The sequence below is a fragment of the Paraburkholderia unamae genome (assembly GCF_003268775.1).
Classification (GTDB): domain Bacteria; phylum Pseudomonadota; class Gammaproteobacteria; order Burkholderiales; family Burkholderiaceae; genus Paraburkholderia; species Paraburkholderia unamae.
On the sequence record NZ_QLSU01000017.1, the window covers coordinates 41911 to 58676 of the forward strand.

Sequence of the window (16766 nt, forward strand, 5' to 3'; positions counted from 1 at the left end):
GAAACTTGTACGAAGACGTGTACGAAGCGCGCCGTTCAAAAACAAAATGCCTGCATCAGCGGAACTGACACAGGCATCTTTGTGAAAGACCTTCCGGTTACTTGCGCAGACCCAGCTTTTCGATCAGCGCGCGGTAACGATCAGCGTCCTTGCCCTTCAGGTAGTCGAGCAGCTTGCGGCGGCGGCTCACCATGCGCAGCAGACCGCGGCGGCTGTGGTGATCCTTGGCGTGCGACTTGAAGTGCGCGGTCAGTTCGTTGATACGCGACGTCAGGAGCGCAACCTGAACTTCGGGCGAACCCGTGTCATTGGTGCCGCGCGCGAATTGCGCGACGACTTCGGACTTCTTGATATCTGCTACGGACATTTTGCTTTTCCTTTAAAACAAACGAGCGGTCACGGAAGAAAGGCCGTGCCGTGGCTTGGTTCTTTACTGCCTTGCCGCGGATTTGCGACAAGGGGCGTATTGTAGCACAGCCCCGATTTGCCGCGAACCCGCACACAAGAAGCCGTCAAGGGCGCTTCATCTTGCACGATGTGGCCGGCACGGTGCGCTGCGCGGGCAGCGCCAGCATCGTGCGAAAGCCGTAGCCGGAACCCTCGTTGTCGTAACGCACACCAGCCGTGCCCTGCTTGTCCATCTGCATGACGTAAAGGGGCTGGATCGCCTGATGGTCGTCGGCGCGCATCCACATCGGGTGGAAGCCGCTTTCGTCCCCCTGGAAGTGCAGATCCTCCAGCGCCTTCGCGACCGCCACGGGGTCGGCCGTTCCGGCCTTCGTCATGGCCTGGGCGAGCATTTCCACCATCATCGACATGCGCAGCACGGGGTAGTCGTCCTGGGCAGCCGGATAACGCGCGCGAAATGCCTTGTACCAGGCGTCGGAGGCCGCGCCGCCCGCGTTCGGATGCCAGTCGGCCACGGCGATCACGCGCTTCACGCCCGCGTCGCCGAGCGCGGCCGGCGCACCGAGGCTGTTGCCATAGAAGGTGTAGAACTTCGTGTCGAGCCCCTGCTCGCGCGCGGCCTTCACGAGCAGCGTGAGGTCGTTGCCCCAGTTGCCCGTAATAACGGCGTCCGCGCCGGCTGCGCGGATCTTGGCGATATACGGCGCGAAGTCCTTCACGCGCCCGATCGGGTGAAACTCGTCGCCAACGACGGCGATGTCCGGCCGGTCCTTCGCCAGCGCCGCGCGAGCGAGCGTACTCACGTCGTGGCCAAAGCTGTAGTCCTGGTTCAGCAGATAGACCTTCTTCACCGACTTGTCGGCCTCGATCACGTCCGCGAGCGCGTCCATGCGCATGCCGGCGTGCGCGTCGAAGCGGAAGTGCCAGAAGCTACAGTTCGCATTGGTGAGCGCGGGATCGTCGGCGGAATAGTTGAGGAAAAGCTCGCGATTGTCGGGTTCGCGCGCGTTCTGGCGGTCGATCGCCGTGACGAGCGCCGCCGCCACCGCCGAGCTGTTGCCCTGCATGACATAGCCGATGTGGCGATCCTGGGCCGCGCGCAACTGCACGAGCGCCGCTTCGGTGCTGCCCTTGCTGTCCAGCACGACGAGTTCGAGCGGATGGCGCCCGTCGCCGAGCGTCACGCCGCCGCGCGCGTTCACGCGCTCCACGCCGAAGCGCAGGTTGCGCTCCACGGCCGCGCCCGCGTCGGCGAACGGCCCGGACATCCCCTCGATCAGCGCCAACTGGATGGGCTTGCCCGTGGGCGCCTCGTCCGCCTGCGCGCTGTGCGAGGCTGCCAACCCCGTTGCCAGCGCCGCCGCCATGGCGAGCATCGCCGCCGCGGCGCGCGTCATTCGTGCCTTCATGCGCTCTTCCCTCGTTTCTGATGCCGACTTGATGCCGGGATGGCGCCAAGCGGATTTCCATTCGAAGCGCGGATCATAGGCCGCGAGCGCGCGCGACGGCAAGACCGGCCTGCGCCACGCAACGAGACAGAACGAGACAGCCGGGCCCCGCGCTCTCGGCGCGCCGTGTCAAAATAAGAGATCCACATTCACGGCGGCCACTGGATCACGGGAACCAGGCCAAACGGGGGACATCATGCACACGCGCCTTTCAACCTCGCTTGCCACGCGTCTGCGCCTCGTCTCGCGCCACGCGCGCCTCGCCCTCGTAACAGGCGTGGGCGCCCTCGCGCTAGCCGGCTGCGCGCAGCCGTGGCAGCAATTCCACGCCGGCGACGACGCGCAATCCGTCATCGCGCGCTTCGGGCCGCCGGCCGAGGTCTACGACCTGCCCGACGGCGGCAAGCGCCTCATGTGGCCGACCCAGCCAATGGGCGAAACCACCACCGCCGCCGACATCGACGCGAGCGGCAAGGTCATGAACGTGCGCCAGGTGCTGCAACCCAACGAGTTCTATCGCGCCGAAATCGGCAAATGGACGCGCACCGACGTGCTCGTGAACTTCGGCCGCCCGGTGGAAACCGCCTACTTCCCGCTGATGAAGAAAGAAGCCTGGACCTACCGCTACCAGGAAGACAACGTCTGGTACATGCTCTACAGCTTCTACTTCGACGATCAGGGCATTTTGCGGCTCACGCAGAAGACGCCCGACCCGCTGCACGACCCGGACCGTCGCAGCACGTTCTGATTTCGCGACACAGAAACAAAAACCCCCGCGCGCTTGCAGCGCCCGGGGGTTTTTCATTTTGCGTGACGAGGCGAGGCGGATTGCCTCGCCTTCGCTGATAGCGCTTGTTACGCTTCGGAGCGCTGCGGATTCACCTTGTCGCCCGAGTACAGCTTGTTGAGCGCCGAGATATACGCCTTCGCCGAAGCGGCGACGATATCCGGATCGGTGCCCACGCCATTGACGATGCGGCCGGCCTTCGAGAGACGCACCGTCACTTCGCCCTGCGCCTGGGTGCCCGTCGTGATCGCGTTCACCGAGTACAGCAGGAGTTCCGAGCCGCTGCCCACTTCGGTTTCGATCGCGTTGAGCGTGGCGTCCACCGGGCCGTTGCCCGCGGCTTCCCCGGTCACTTCCTTGCCGTCGGCCGAGAACACCACGCGTGCGTGCGGACGCTCACCCGTTTCCGAGTGCTGCGCGAGCGAGATGAACTTGAAGTGCTCCTGGTCCTGCGCCTGCGCCGACTCTTCCGTGACGATCGCGATGATGTCTTCGTCGAAGATTTCGGACTTGCGATCGGCCAGTTCCTTGAAGCGCGCGAATGCGTTGTTCAGTTCGCCTTCGCTGTCGAGCTGGATACCCAGTTCCTGCAAACGCTGCTTGAATGCGTTGCGGCCCGAGAGCTTGCCGAGCACGATCTTGTTCGCGCTCCAGCCCACGTCTTCCGCGCGCATGATCTCGTAGGTGTCGCGCGCCTTGAGCACGCCGTCCTGGTGGATGCCCGAAGCGTGTGCGAACGCGTTCGCGCCCACCACCGCCTTGTTCGGCTGCACGACGAAACCGGTGATCTGCGAAACGAGCTTCGACGCCGGCACGATCTGCGTGGTGTCGATGCCGAGGTCGAGGCCGAAGTAGTCCTTGCGGGTCTTCACGGCCATCACGATTTCTTCGAGCGACGTGTTGCCCGCGCGCTCGCCGAGACCGTTGATCGTGCACTCCACCTGGCGCGCGCCGCCGATCTGCACACCGGCCAGCGAGTTCGCCACGGCCATGCCGAGGTCGTTGTGGCAGTGCACCGAGAACACGGCCTTGTCCGAGTTCGGAATGCGCTCGCGCAGCGTCTTCACGAGCTTGCCGTAGAGCTCCGGAATGCCGTAGCCGACCGTATCGGCGATATTGATCGTGGTCGCGCCTTCGTTGATCACGGCTTCGAGCACGCGGCACAGGAAGTCCATGTCCGAGCGGCTGCCGTCTTCGGGCGAGAATTCCACGTCGTTCGTGAACTTGCGTGCGAAGCGCACCGCGAGCTTGGCCTGCTCGAGCACCTGTTCCGGCGACATGCGCAGCTTCTTCTCCATGTGCAGCGCCGAGGTGGCGATGAACGTGTGAATGCGGAAGTGGTCGGCGGGCTTGAGCGCGTCGGCGGCGCGCTGGATGTCCTTGTCGTTCGCGCGGGCGAGCGAGCAGATCGTGCTGTCCTTCACCAGGCCTGCGATCGTGTGGATCGCGTCGAAGTCGCCGTTCGAGCTGGCCGCGAAGCCGGCTTCGATGATGTCGACCTTCATGCGCTCGAGCTGCTTCGCGATGCGGATTTTCTCTTCCTTCGTCATCGACGCGCCGGGCGACTGTTCACCGTCACGCAACGTCGTATCGAAGATGATGAGCTTGTCTGCTGCCATTTCGGGTCTCCAGGGGGACTTGTTCAGTGTCTAAAACGGATTTTGGGTGTTCGCGCCACCGATGGCGACGCTGACAATGAACGAGGCTTACGGAGGGCGAGCGAGATCAGCGCGGCAGGCGCGCTAGCGCTAGCGTGCTTAGTAGCGCGCCGGCTTGAAGGGAAAAGAGGGGGAACTGGATGGTGTCCATGCCGCCGACTATAGCCGGAATCCGCCGATAGCGCAATTGGAAGCGACCAGCGCGGCCGACCGGAAAAAGAAAAAGGGCCGCGCTCACGCGCAGCCCTCTTTTTCATCGATCCGGCGCGTGCGCCCTACCGCTCACGCGGCGACGAGCGGGCCGGATTGTTGCGTCCACGCATGGCCTGATACGCCCAGAACACATAGCCCGAAAGGCCGTAGAGCACGAACAGGCCAAACAGCATCAGCGGCGGGTCCGACGACACCAGCACGAACGCCACCACCACGAGCAGCGTGGCCGCGAACGGCACGCGGTGGCGCACGTCGAGCGCCTTGCCGCTGTAGAACGGCGCGTTCGACACCATGGTCACGCCCGCGTAAATGGTCAGCACGAAGGCCACCCACGGCAGCCACGAGAGCTTCACGGGCACGCGGTTGTCGGTGGCGAGCCAGACGAAGCCGGCAATGAGCGCCGCTGCGGCCGGGCTCGGCAGGCCCTGGAAGAAGCGCTTGTCGACCGAGCCAATGTTCGTGTTGAAGCGCGCGAGACGCAATGCCGCGCCCGAACAGTAGACGAAAGCCGCCAGCCAGCCCCAGCGCCCGAGATCCTTGAGCACCCACTCGTACATCACGAGCGCGGGCGCCACGCCGAACGACACCATGTCCGAGAGGCTGTCGAACTGCTCGCCGAACGCGCTTTGCGAGTGCGTCATGCGCGCGACGCGCCCGTCCATGCCGTCAAGCACCATCGCCACGAAAATGGCGATCGCCGCCACCTCGAAGCGCACGTTCATGGCCTGCACGACCGCGAAAAAGCCGCAGAAGAGCGCCGCCGTGGTGAACGCGTTGGGCAACAGGTAAATGCCGCGCTTTTTCAGGAATTCCTGGCGCGCCGCGCGCCGGCTCGCGGCGACGCCCATGGGCTCCTGCACGGCCTTGTTGCGCCGAAACGGCCGCGGCAACGGCGCGCCGGCCGGGTTACGGGGTCGACGCTGTTTGAATCCGGCCATCGCTGCCCTCCTTTATGCCGATTGGGTCGGCAGTTCGGCGAGGATCGTCGACGAGGCGGACACCTTCTCGCCAATCGACACGCGCGGGCGGCTGCCCACCGGCAGGTAGACGTCCACACGCGAGCCGAAGCGGATAAAGCCATAGCGCTGGCCGCGCGAAAGCGGCTCGCCGGCGCGCACGTAGCAGAGAATGCGCCGCGCGATCAGACCCGCGATCTGTACCGAGGTCACGGTCGTGCCGTCGGCCATCGTCAGGACCACTGCGTTGCGCTCGTTTTCGGTCGAAGCCTTGTCGATGGCGGCGTTCAGGTACGCGCCCGGGAAGTACTCGACCTTGGCGACGGCGCCGTCCACGGGCGAGCGCTGCGAGTGCACATTGAAGACGTTCATGAACACGCTGATCTTCAGCGCTTCACGGTTTGCATACGGGTCATGCGCGGTTTCCACGGCGACGATGCGGCCGTCGGCCGGGCACAGCACGGCGTTGGGCTGGCTCGGGATCGGGCGCGGCGGATCGCGGAAAAACTGCACGACGAAGATCAGGATCAGCCAGAAGGGCCATGCGAGTCCGAAGCCTGCGACCGCATGGATCAAGAGCGCCACGACGGCCGCAATGGCGATGAACGGCCAGCCTTCGCGCGCGATGATCGGATGAGGGTAATTCATGGTGGCTTCGCTGTTATTTTAAAAACCGTAGGATAGCAAAAGCCGCCCAGGGTTCATCCCACCTGGGCGGCTTTTTCGGGTCTGACTCAGATCAAGCTGCTGCGCGACTACATAAAACCGCACGCGCAATCAGCCCGAAACCGTCAGATTAGTTCTTCGACTGGTCGACGAGCTTGTTTGCAGCGATCCACGGCATCATCGCGCGCAGCTTCGCACCGACCGTTTCGATCTGGTGCTCGGCGCCCAGGCGGCGACGCGATTGCAGCGTCGGTGCGCCGGCCTTGTTCTCCAGGATGAAGCTCTTGGCGTATTCGCCGGTCTGGATGTCCTTGAGAACGTCCTTCATGACCTTCTTCGTCTCTGCCGTGACGACGCGCGGGCCCGTCACGTACTCGCCGTACTCGGCGTTGTTCGAGATCGAGTAGTTCATGTTGGCGATGCCGCCTTCATAGATCAGGTCGACGATCAGCTTCAGTTCGTGCAGGCACTCGAAGTACGCCATTTCCGGCGCGTAGCCGGCTTCCACCAGCGTTTCGAAGCCAGCCTTGATCAGCTCGACCGTACCGCCGCACAGAACAGCCTGTTCGCCGAACAGGTCGGTTTCCGTTTCTTCGCGGAAGTTCGTTTCGATGATGCCGGCACGGCCGCCGCCGTTCGCTGCTGCGTACGACAGGGCGATGTCACGTGCTGCGCCCGACTTGTCCTGGTGGACAGCGATCAGGTGGGGCACGCCGCCGCCTTGCGAGTAGGTGCCGCGAACCGTGTGGCCCGGCGCCTTCGGCGCGATCATGATGACGTCCAGATCCGCACGCGGGATCACCGCGCCGTAGTGAACGTTGAAGCCGTGCGCGAATGCGAGGGCTGCGCCGTTCTTGATGTTCGCGTGAACTTCCTTCGCGTAGACATCGGCGATCTGCTCGTCGGGCAGGAGCATCATGACAACGTCGGCGCTCTTCACCGCGTCGGCCACTTCCTTGACTTGCAGGCCGGCGTTCTCAGCCTTGCTCCACGATGCGCCGTTCTTGCGCAGACCGACCGTGACGTTCACGCCGCTGTCTTTCAGGTTCAGCGCGTGGGCGTGGCCTTGCGAGCCGTAACCGATGATCGTGACCTGCTTGCCCTTGATGAGGGAGAGATCGGCGTCCTTGTCGTAGAAAACTTTCATGTTGGTTCCTTGGCGAGAGTCTGGTGAATTTCGGTACTGCTGTTAGCTTTTGCTGCACCGGATGCGATTAAAGACGCATCCGGTCAAGTTCCGGTGCAAGATCGACTGTGGTCGGGTCACACCTTCAGAATGCGCTCTCCGCGCCCGATGCCCGAGCCGCCCGTACGGACGGTTTCGAGAATCGCGGTTGCGTCGATCGCTTCGATGAACGCGTCGAGCTTGTCGCTCGCGCCCGTCAGTTCGATCGTGTAGGTCTTTTCGGTGACGTCGATGATGCGTCCGCGGAAAATATCCGCCATCCGCTTCATCTCCTCACGTTCCTTGCCGACCGCCCTTACCTTGATCAGCATCAGCTCGCGCTCGATGTGGGCGCCCTCGGTAAGGTCGACCACTTTCACCACCTCGATCAGGCGGTTCAGATGCTTCGTGATCTGTTCGATCACGTCGTCCGAGCCAATGGAAACGATGGTCATGCGCGAGAGCGAACGGTCTTCGGTCGGCGCCACCGTCAAGGTTTCAATGTTGTAGCCGCGTGCGGAGAAGAGGCCAACCACGCGCGAGAGCGCGCCAGGCTCGTTTTCCAGCAGAACGGAAATGATGTGTCTCATGATGTGATCCGCGATTTATCCAGTTAGCCTGGGTGCCGCCCTCCCCCGCGAACTCGCGCGCCCGTTGTGTGGACGCGCGCCGCGCGAGGTCGAAACGGCGCCGTGCAAATACCGTTACAGGTCTTCCGAGCCGAGCAGCATCTCGGTGATGCCCTTGCCGGCCTGTACCATCGGCCAGACGTTTTCGGAAGGGTCGGTCTGGAAATCGAGGAACACCGTGCGGTCCTTCAGGCGCAGCGCTTCCTTGAGCGCCGGCTCGACGTCCGCAGTCTTTTCGATCCGCATGCCGACGTGGCCAAACGCTTCGGCGAGCTTCACGAAGTCAGGCAGCGCATCCATATAGGAATGCGAATAGCGCTTGCTGTATTCGATCTGCTGCCACTGGCGGACCATGCCGAGGTAGCGGTTATTCAGCGAAATGATCTTCACGGGCGTGTCGTACTGCTTGCAGGTCGACAGCTCCTGAATGCACATCTGGATCGAGCCTTCGCCCGTGATGCACAGCACGTCGTCGTCCGGGTGCGCCATCTTCACGCCCATCGCCGCCGGCAGGCCGAAGCCCATCGTGCCGAGGCCACCGGAGTTGATCCAGCGGCGCGGCTGGTTGAAGCGGTAGAACTGCGCAGCCCACATCTGGTGCTGGCCGACGTCCGAACACACGAACGCGTTGCCGCCCGTGAGTTCCCACGCCTTTTCCACCACGTACTGCGGCTTGATGATTTCGCTCGAACGGTCGAACTTCAGGCAGTTCTTCTCGCGCCAGCCTTCGATGTCCTTCCACCAGTCGGCCAGGGCGGCCGTATCCGGGCCGTGTTCGGCGTGCTGAAGTTGCTCGATGAGCTCCTTGAGCACTTCCTTGACGTCGCCGACGATGGGGATGTCGACCTTCACGCGCTTCGAAATCGACGACGGGTCGATGTCGATGTGAATGATCTTGCGCGGACGCGAGGCGAAGTGCGCCGGGTCGCCGATCACGCGGTCGTCGAAGCGCGCACCGATCGCGATCAGCACGTCGCAGTGCTGCATCGCCATGTTGGCTTCGTACGTGCCGTGCATGCCGAGCATGCCGAGGAACTTGCGGTCGCTTGCGCGATAGCCGCCCAGACCCATCAGCGTGTTCGTGACCGGATAGCCGAGCAGATCGGCGAACTGGTTCAGTTCGCGCGACGCATCCGCGAGGATAATGCCGCCGCCGGTGTAGATATACGGACGCTTGGCCGAGAGGAGCAGCGACACCGCCTTGCGGATCTGCCCCGAGTGGCCCTTGGTGACCGGGTTGTACGAGCGCAGCGAGACGCTCTTGATCGGTTCATACGCGCACGGCGTTTTCGACACGTCCTTCGGAATGTCGATCAGCACGGGGCCGGGACGGCCGGTGCGCGCAATGTAGAAAGCTTTCTTGACGGTAGCGGCGAGGTCTCGCACGTCCTTCACGAGGAAGTTGTGCTTCACGCAGGGACGCGTGATGCCGACCGTATCGCACTCCTGGAAGGCGTCTTGACCAATCGCGGCGGTAGGCACCTGGCCGCTGATGATCACCATCGGGATCGAGTCCATATAGGCCGTCGCGATGCCCGTCACCGCATTGGTGACGCCAGGTCCCGAGGTCACGAGACACACGCCGACATTACCGGTCGAACGCGCGTAGGCGTCGGCCGCGTGCACGGCTGCCTGTTCGTGGCGCACGAGAACGTGCTGGATTTTGTCCTGCTTGTACAGCTCGTCGTAAATGTAGAGTACCGAGCCGCCGGGATAACCCCAGATGAATTCGACCTGCTCGTCGGCGAGCGCCTTCATCAGCACGGTTCCGCCGATGGAGGTATGAGCTTGGGGGTCAGATTCTTGCGAAGGGGGGACCGACGTGGAGAATTCCGCGCTGGGCATATTCATCATTGACCTTTCGAATTTTCGGCAAAAAATTGATCGGGTGCTCTCTGCCGGGCTTGTGGCTCGGGTTCAAGCGGCGCGTCCAGTTGACAGATGAGCCTCATGGGCCACACCTGAATTGAGACAAGTCACTTATGTTGCGAACCGTCGAAGATAGCGGCTCGCCGCCTTTCGGTCAAGCAATTATTGAGAAGCCGGGCATGAACGTTGCGCGAGCGCGCACACCTCGCGGCGGCGGCGAAGGCCGGTAAAGCAGCCCACAAAGAGGCTGGCGGGTGGCTGCCAAGGCACGCACATCCATGATGCGAAGCATTCTCACGGCCTTCCCGCTACCCTGTAGGCGCGAAAATTTGCTAGGATCCGCGAGTTTTACGACATTTTTCGAACGATTACGCGTACGCTGGTGGCGGCGCCCTGCAACGGATGGCATCAGACAAGGAACTCGCCGACTTTCTGGCAGGCGTCGAAAGACGCGCGTTCAAGCAGACGGTCTACGCCGTAAGGGACGACGACGCCTCGCTCGACATCGTGCAGGACGCGATGATCAAGCTCGCGGAAAAATACGGAGACCGTCCGGCCGCCGAACTCCCCCTGCTCTTCCAGCGTATTTTGCAAAATACGATGCACGACTATTTTCGTCGGCAGAAAGTACGCAATACGTGGGTGAGCCTGTTTTCGTCGCTCGGCAACGCCGACGACGAGGACTTCGACCCCCTCGAGACCTTCGAGGCCCAGCAGGGCACAGTCGGCGCCGAAAGCAGCGAGCAGCAGATCGAGCGCGCCCAGGTGCTCCAGATGATCGACGACGAAATCCAGAAATTACCGGCACGTCAACGGGAGGCGTTTCTGATGCGTTACTGGGAGGATATGGATGTCGCCGAGACTGCCGCCGCCATGGGGTGCTCCGAAGGCAGTGTGAAAACGCACTGCTCCCGGGCCACCCACACGCTGGCTCATGCGCTCAAGGCCAAAGGAATCACGCTATGAGCTCCGCCCTCGAAAACAAAGAATTAGCGTTCGTGCAGGAGATGCGTCGCGCGCTCGACGAGAGTGCCGCCAGCCTGCCCGCTCCCACCACTGCCCGACTCGCCGCCGCCCGCAAGGCCGCGCTCGCCCGCAAAAAGGCCGAGTTCGTGCTCGTGCGCGCGCCGGCGCTTGCCGCGCCGGGCGTGGGCAGCATGAGCGGCGCGGATATGAGCCTGCCCAAGCGCCGCCGCTCGGCGTTCGCGCGCTTCGCGCTCGCCTGGCCGCTCGCGGCGCTGGTGGCGGGACTCTTTGCCATCGCGTACTTCGAAGATCAGCAACGCACTGCCGAACTCGCCGATATCGACGCGGCCATGTTGAGCGACGACCTGCCGCTCACCGCCTACCTCGATCACGGGTTCAACGCGTATCTGACGCGCGCGCACTAAGGAAAAACGCTTAAGCGGGAGACTGACGGGGTGAGTTACAAGCGCGGCCTGGCCGTTGTCATTGGATCTGTGGTCGCGGCGGTAGTGTCGTATGTGGCGACCTACCCGCGCTTTCATCCCGAGCCGGCTGGCGAGCCCGCGGCCGGTGTCGCCACGCAGGCGAAAGCCCCCACGCCCGACAGTTCGCTCGCGACCACGTTCGCGCCGCTGCCCGGCCAGGACAGCCCGCTCGCATGGGCGCGCCTGAGCGAAGCCCAGCACGCCGCACTCGCCCCCTTCGCCGCCGACTGGGACCAGTTCAGTGACGAGCGCAAGCGAAAATGGCTAAAGATCGCGTCACGTTACCCGAAGATGTCACCCGAAGCGCAAAAGCGACTGCATGAGCGCATGACCGAATGGGTGCGCATGACGCCCGAGCAGCGCCGCGTCGCACGCGAGAACTACCAGGTGTCCAAGGAGCTGCCGGCGCAGGCGCGTCAGCGCGCCTGGAAGGCGTATCAGCAGCTTTCCGAAGAGCAGAAGGCGCGCCTCGCCGCCAGCGAGCACAAGCGCCGCCCGACCGTCGTCAGCGCGCCGCCCAGCGGCAACAAGAGCGAGATTCGCGATATCGAGCGGCTCGTCAACGAGCGCGACCGGCGCGGCTTGCCCCATGCGCCGCCCGGCGTCACGGGCGCGTCGGGTGCCGCAGGCGCAAGCAGCACGGGCTCGGGGCTCGCACCCGCCACGCCGGGCGCGCCCGGTGAGCCACCGGCGGCATCGTCGTTCGCGGCGGGCATTCCCGCTGCCGGCAGCTTCGTGCCCGCCACGCCGATTCCGGTTTCGCCCGCCGAGGCCCCCGCGGCGTTCAAGGGCTCCTGAAGCCCCCCGGCGCGTCACCCCGCCGACATTCCCGCGGGGCATCGCCTCGCCATCGTTAACCCCGTAGCGGCCTTGCCGCCGTATCGCCGCGCGCGCTTTCGCGGTTATGCTTGGGGCGTCCTCGTCCACAACTCGTCTCCCAACCGACGCCATCGTGTCCGAAAGCGCCCAAGCCGCCGCCCTCCCGCCCGCCGCCGCGACCACTCCCACCGAAGCGCCTCCGGTCTCGATTCGACGCCGCCTCGCCGCGTTCGTCTACGAGAGCGTGCTGCTCTTTGGCGTGGTCTTCGCCGCAGGGCTCGCGTTCAGCCTCGTCATGCAGCAGCGCAACGGCTACACGTACCACAACCTGATGGCGGCCTGGATCATCCTCGTGGCCGGCGTGTACTTCGTCGGCTTCTGGCACAAGGGCGGCCAGACGCTGCCGATGAAAACCTGGCGCCTGCGCGTGGTGGGTCCGCGCGGCGCGCCGCCCACCCTCGCGCGCGCGGCGCTGCGCTACGGGGCCGCGTGGCTCTGGTTCCTGCCGCCGCTCGTGCTGCATCCGCTCCTGCATCTCACCGTTGCGCACACGCTTGCGCTCTGCGCTGCGTGGTTCGCGCTCTGGGCCGCGAGCGCCCGCTTCGCCCGCGACCGGCAGTTCCTGCACGACCGCATCGCGGGCACGCGCATCGTCGCCGTCACGCCACAACGCGCGACGGCATAAGCCTCTCCTGCCGGCCGGAAGGCACAACGCAGGACTGCGTAACAAGACCTTCTCGTGACTGTCATGTTGCCGTCACGCCCGCATGGCGCAATGCGCGTATTACAAACCCGCCGCGTGCGCCATGGCCCAAAAGACGTCAGCGACCACCCTGTTCCGGCAAACCACCGGACGAGGCACCGACTCCGCCACGTTCCACCCGGCCCCCGGGGGCGGCGCCAGTTTCCCGGCCCCGCCCCTGCCGCTCGACAACGACCCCGACACCGGCAGCCACGACGACGATCATCCCGATCCGACGCGCTATCGCACGATCTGGCTCTCCGACATCCATCTCGGGACCGGCGGCTGCCAGGCGTCGTATCTGCTCGATTTTCTGCGCCACAACGAGTCGGAATACCTGTACCTCGTGGGCGACATCATCGACGGCTGGCAGCTCAAGAAGGGCTGGTACTGGCCGCAGGCGCACAACGACGTCGTGCAGAAAGTGCTGCGCAAGGCGCGCAAGGGCACCCAGGTCATCTACATCCCCGGCAACCACGACGAGTCCGCGCGCCAGTTCTGCAATCTCGCGTTCGGTGACATCCATGTGCGCGAAGAGGCCTTCCACACCACGCTCTCGGGCAAGCGCCTGTGGGTCGTGCACGGCGACCTCTTCGACGGCGTGATCCAGCATGCCAAGTGGCTCGCCTATCTCGGCGACTCGGCCTACACGCTGATCCTGCTGCTCAACCGCTGGTTCAACCGCATTCGCGCGAAGCTCGGCTTCCAGTACTGGTCGCTCTCGCAGTACCTCAAGCACCAGGTGAAGAACGCGGTGAACTTCATCTCGTCGTTCGAGCGCGTGATGACCGACGAAGCGCGCCGGCGCGGCTGCGACGGCGTCGTGTGCGGGCACATCCACAAGGCCGAGATCCGCGACATCGACGGCATCCTCTACTGCAACGACGGCGACTGGGTGGAAAGCCTCACCGCGCTCGTCGAGACCTTCGAGGGCGAATTGCGCATCGTCTACTGGACCGTGATGCGCGCGCCCGAGGCGCAGGCCTCCGCCCGCAAGGCTCGCGTGAGCGCCGCCTGATCCGTGGCGGTCGCGCGTAACCGATTGACCGACCGATCGACCGATCGACCGATTGCCCGATTTACCGATCGATTGACTGAGTACCGCAGCACCCATCTGCGCCACGCAGCCATAACCGCACCACCGAACGACAAGAGGGCCGACGACCGATGAAAGTAATGATCGTGACCGATGCATGGGAGCCGCAGGTCAACGGCGTGGTTCGAACGCTGAAGAACACGACGCGCGAACTCATCGCGCTTGGGCACCAGGTCGATATGCTCACGCCGCTCGAGTTCCGCACGATGCCGTGCCCCACCTACCCGGAAATCAAGCTGTCGCTCTTTCCGAAGCGGCATCTGCGCGAGCGCGTCAGCGCGTTCGGCCCCGACGCCATCCATATCGCGACCGAAGGCCCGCTCGGGCTCGCCGCGCGCCGCTATGCGATCGACCATGACCTGCCGTTCACGACCGCCTATCACACGCGCTTTCCCGAGTACGTGCAGGCGCGCTTCGGCATTCCGCTCGCGGCGACCTACCGCTTCCTGCGCTGGTTTCACAAGCCCTCGCTCGCGGTGATGGCGCCCACGCCGGTCGTCAAGACCGACCTCGAGAAGTTCGGCTTTACGAACGTCGTGCTGTGGACGCGCGGCGTGGACCTCAACATCTTCCGGCCGATGGAGTCGAAGGTGCTCAACACGGCGCGCCCGATCTTCCTCTATGTGGGGCGCGTAGCCGTGGAGAAGAACGTCGAAGCCTTCCTCAAGCTCGACCTGCCCGGCTCGAAATGGGTCTGCGGCGAAGGTCCGGCGCTCGCCGAGCTGAAGTCGCGCTATCCCCAGGCGAATTACCTGGGTGTCCTGAACCAGCCCGAACTCGCGAAGGTCTATGCCGCCGCCGATGTGTTCGTGTTCCCGAGCCGCACCGACACTTTCGGCCTCGTGCTGCTCGAAGCGCTCGCCTGCGGCACGCCGGTGGCCGCCTACCCGGTCACGGGCCCGATCGACGTGCTCGGCACGGGCGGCGCGGGCGCCATGAACGAGGACCTGCGCGAAGCCTGCCTCGAAGCGCTCAAGATCGACCGCGGCGAAGCGCGCGCGTGGGCCGAGCGCTTCTCATGGCGCGCGGCTTCGGAGCAGTTCGCTTCGCACCTCAAGCCGCGCTCGCGCGCGAGCATGGAGCCTTCGAGCGCCGCGGCCTGAGCGCAACGCCCTCCATGGTCCGCACCACGACTGTCCGCAAGCGCGCCGGGGAGACTGACGCCCCCGGCGCAACCGCCCCCCATGCGTGCGATACTGGGGTGCTCTCACGCACCACCATGACGTCACGTCCACCGTCACCGCCGCAAAGTGCCCACGGCGCCCACAGTGCGAGCCCGCCGGGCCGCACCGGCGCCGGCGCCGCCGCGCGTGCGGCGCGGGCCGCCGAAGCGCTGGATCCGCGCGCGCCTGCCCCTGTGCCCGCGCCCGGCAATGCGCCACAGGCCGCTTCCGCGCCGGTTCAAGCGGGGCAAGCGGCTCAACCGGTTCCGGCCGCACCGGCCGTCGCCCCGGAACCGCCCGAGCCCCCGCATCTGCATGAACCGCTCGGCCCCGACGATCCGCTCGCGCCGCTGCCCTTCAATCCGTACAAGGGCAACCGCGGCATCACGCGCGCGTGGAAAGCGCTCAAATACTCGATCAAGGGCTTTCGCGCCGCGATCCGCGAGGAAAGCGCGTTTCGCCAGGAGCTCACGCTCGCGGCCATCCTCGTGCCGATCGGCGTGTTCATTCCGGTCGAGCCGGTCGAGCGCGTGCTGCTGCTCGGCTCGATCATGCTCGTGCTGATCGTCGAGTTGCTCAATTCGAGCATCGAAAACGCCGTGGACCGCATCGGCCTTGAACGCAACGAGCTTTCGGGCCGCGCCAAGGACCTCGGCAGCGCGGCCGTGACGGTCGCCTTGCTGCTCTGCGTGATGACCTGGGGGCTCATTCTCGTGCCCCGTTTCGGGCCGCCGCTGCTGCGCTGGCTCGGCGCGCTCTAGCGCAAGACGGCGGCCACCGGGCAGCGGCCGCGCCTGCCCCGCCCATTGCCTGCCGGAGCAAGCGACTTCAAGGTGCCTGTACGCGCGGGCCGTCGGTTTATAATCGAACGACAGTCTTATAACGACCAACCGCGTCCGGGCCGCGCGCACCGCAACATCGAAGCGGGCGCCTGGGCCCGGCACAGCATTTTCAGGGCCGGACGACATGGAAGCCAAACCTCCCCGCCGTACACGCGAACGGATTCTTGAACTGTCGTTGAAGCTGTTCAACGAGATCGGCGAGCCGAACGTCACGACGACGACCATTGCCGAGGAAATGGAGATCAGTCCAGGCAACCTGTACTACCACTTCCGCAACAAAGACGACATCATCAACAGCATCTTCAGCCAGTTCGAGCAGGAGATCGAAAAGCGTCTGCGCTTTCCCGAAGACCATCGCGCCACCATCGACGAGATGTGGGCCTACCTCCAGTACATGGTCGACTTCACGTGGCGCTACCGCTTTCTCTATCGCGACCTGAACGATCTGCTCGCGCGCAACCGCACGCTGGAGATGCACTTCAAGCAGATCATCAGCCACAAGGTGCACTTCGCGAAGCAGTTCTGCGAGCAACTCGTGGAAGACGGCGAGATGGTGGCCACGCCCGCCGAGATTCACGTGATCTCCACGAATATCGGCGTGATCGCCACCTACTGGCTCTCGTACCAGTTCGTGATGAATCCGCGCAAGTACAACGACCAGGAAGCGATTCGCGACGAGCTGCACCAGGTGAGCGTGCAGATCGTCTCGCTGATGGCGCCGTACCTGCGCGGCCGCGCGCGCGAGCTGTTCGACGACCTCGTTTCGGGCAAGCTGCCCAAGCGCGAGTTCTACGACTATCTGCCGCCGCGCGACGGTGCGGCGAAAGACAACCGGGACTGAACACCCAAGGTCA

The 16766-nt window shown here is 64.6% G+C and carries 17 protein-coding genes; 9 read left to right on the forward strand and 8 right to left on the reverse strand.

Annotated features, from left to right (window positions below):
* Positions 1-97 precede the first annotated feature (97 nt).
* Both rpsO and C7401_RS25825 read right to left on the reverse strand, forming a co-directional pair.
* Positions 98-367, reverse strand: a complete 270-nt coding sequence (gene rpsO / locus C7401_RS25820) for a 30S ribosomal protein S15 (RefSeq protein WP_028226251.1) — start codon at positions 365-367, stop codon at positions 98-100.
* Positions 368-512: 145 nt separating this feature from the next.
* Positions 513-1817, reverse strand: a complete 1305-nt coding sequence (locus C7401_RS25825) for a branched-chain amino acid ABC transporter substrate-binding protein (protein WP_112174367.1) — start codon at positions 1815-1817, stop codon at positions 513-515.
* Positions 1818-2052: 235 nt separating this feature from the next.
* Between C7401_RS25825 and C7401_RS25830 the strand changes: the two genes are divergently transcribed.
* Positions 2053-2604: a hypothetical protein gene (locus C7401_RS25830; protein ID WP_224044973.1), complete on the forward strand. Its 552-nt coding sequence runs from the start codon at positions 2053-2055 to the stop codon at positions 2602-2604.
* A 107-nt stretch (positions 2605-2711) separates the two neighbouring features.
* Here C7401_RS25830 and C7401_RS25835 read toward each other — a convergent pair whose 3' ends face one another.
* The 6 genes from C7401_RS25835 to C7401_RS25860 all read right to left on the reverse strand — a co-directional run bounded on the left by C7401_RS25835 (position 2712) and on the right by C7401_RS25860 (position 9781).
* A complete protein-coding gene (locus C7401_RS25835) occupies positions 2712-4262 on the reverse strand; it encodes a 2-isopropylmalate synthase (RefSeq protein WP_112174273.1) in 1551 nt (516 codons plus the stop codon).
* Between the two features lie 314 nt (positions 4263-4576).
* Positions 4577-5452 carry a CDP-diacylglycerol--serine O-phosphatidyltransferase gene (pssA, locus tag C7401_RS25840; protein ID WP_112174274.1) on the reverse strand — a complete coding sequence of 292 codons (876 nt, stop codon included), beginning with the start codon at positions 5450-5452 and terminating at the stop codon, positions 4577-4579.
* A 12-nt stretch (positions 5453-5464) separates the two neighbouring features.
* Positions 5465-6118 (reverse strand): phosphatidylserine decarboxylase, encoded by a 654-nt coding sequence (locus C7401_RS25845; RefSeq protein ID WP_112174275.1) that lies wholly within the window; start codon positions 6116-6118, stop codon positions 5465-5467.
* A 148-nt stretch (positions 6119-6266) separates the two neighbouring features.
* Positions 6267-7283, reverse strand: coding sequence for a ketol-acid reductoisomerase (ilvC, locus tag C7401_RS25850; RefSeq protein WP_103701418.1), 1017 nt, complete (start codon positions 7281-7283; stop codon positions 6267-6269).
* Positions 7284-7399: 116 nt separating this feature from the next.
* Positions 7400-7891, reverse strand: a complete 492-nt coding sequence (gene ilvN / locus C7401_RS25855) for an acetolactate synthase small subunit (RefSeq protein WP_027795483.1) — start codon at positions 7889-7891, stop codon at positions 7400-7402.
* A 114-nt stretch (positions 7892-8005) separates the two neighbouring features.
* Positions 8006-9781, reverse strand: coding sequence for an acetolactate synthase 3 catalytic subunit (locus C7401_RS25860; RefSeq protein WP_112174369.1), 1776 nt, complete (start codon positions 9779-9781; stop codon positions 8006-8008).
* Between the two features lie 420 nt (positions 9782-10201).
* Between C7401_RS25860 and C7401_RS25865 the strand changes: the two genes are divergently transcribed.
* The 8 genes from C7401_RS25865 (at position 10202) to C7401_RS25900 (ending at position 16753) form a co-directional block, all read left to right on the forward strand.
* Positions 10202-10765, forward strand: coding sequence for an RNA polymerase sigma factor (locus C7401_RS25865; protein ID WP_112174276.1), 564 nt, complete (start codon positions 10202-10204; stop codon positions 10763-10765).
* Positions 10762-11190, forward strand: a complete 429-nt coding sequence (locus C7401_RS25870) for a DUF3619 family protein (protein ID WP_112174277.1) — start codon at positions 10762-10764, stop codon at positions 11188-11190. Before C7401_RS25865 ends, C7401_RS25870 begins: the two co-directional genes overlap by 4 nt.
* A 30-nt stretch (positions 11191-11220) precedes the next feature.
* Complete coding sequence (locus C7401_RS25875) at positions 11221-12048, forward strand: DUF3106 domain-containing protein (RefSeq protein WP_112174278.1); 828 nt, start codon at positions 11221-11223, stop codon at positions 12046-12048.
* A 154-nt stretch (positions 12049-12202) separates the two neighbouring features.
* Entirely contained in the window at positions 12203-12754 is a 552-nt protein-coding gene (locus C7401_RS25880; RefSeq protein ID WP_224044975.1) for an RDD family protein, read from the forward strand.
* A 121-nt stretch (positions 12755-12875) separates the two neighbouring features.
* Entirely contained in the window at positions 12876-13829 is a 954-nt protein-coding gene (locus tag C7401_RS25885) for a UDP-2,3-diacylglucosamine diphosphatase (protein ID WP_112174280.1), read from the forward strand.
* A gap of 149 nt (positions 13830-13978) precedes the next feature.
* Positions 13979-15010, forward strand: coding sequence for a glycosyltransferase family 4 protein (locus C7401_RS25890; protein ID WP_112174281.1), 1032 nt, complete (start codon positions 13979-13981; stop codon positions 15008-15010).
* 230 nt (positions 15011-15240) lie between these two features.
* Complete coding sequence (locus tag C7401_RS25895) at positions 15241-15831, forward strand: diacylglycerol kinase (protein WP_224038500.1); 591 nt, start codon at positions 15241-15243, stop codon at positions 15829-15831.
* Between the two features lie 205 nt (positions 15832-16036).
* Positions 16037-16753, forward strand: a complete 717-nt coding sequence (locus tag C7401_RS25900; protein WP_112174283.1) for a TetR/AcrR family transcriptional regulator — start codon at positions 16037-16039, stop codon at positions 16751-16753.
* Positions 16754-16766: the final 13 nt, after the last annotated feature.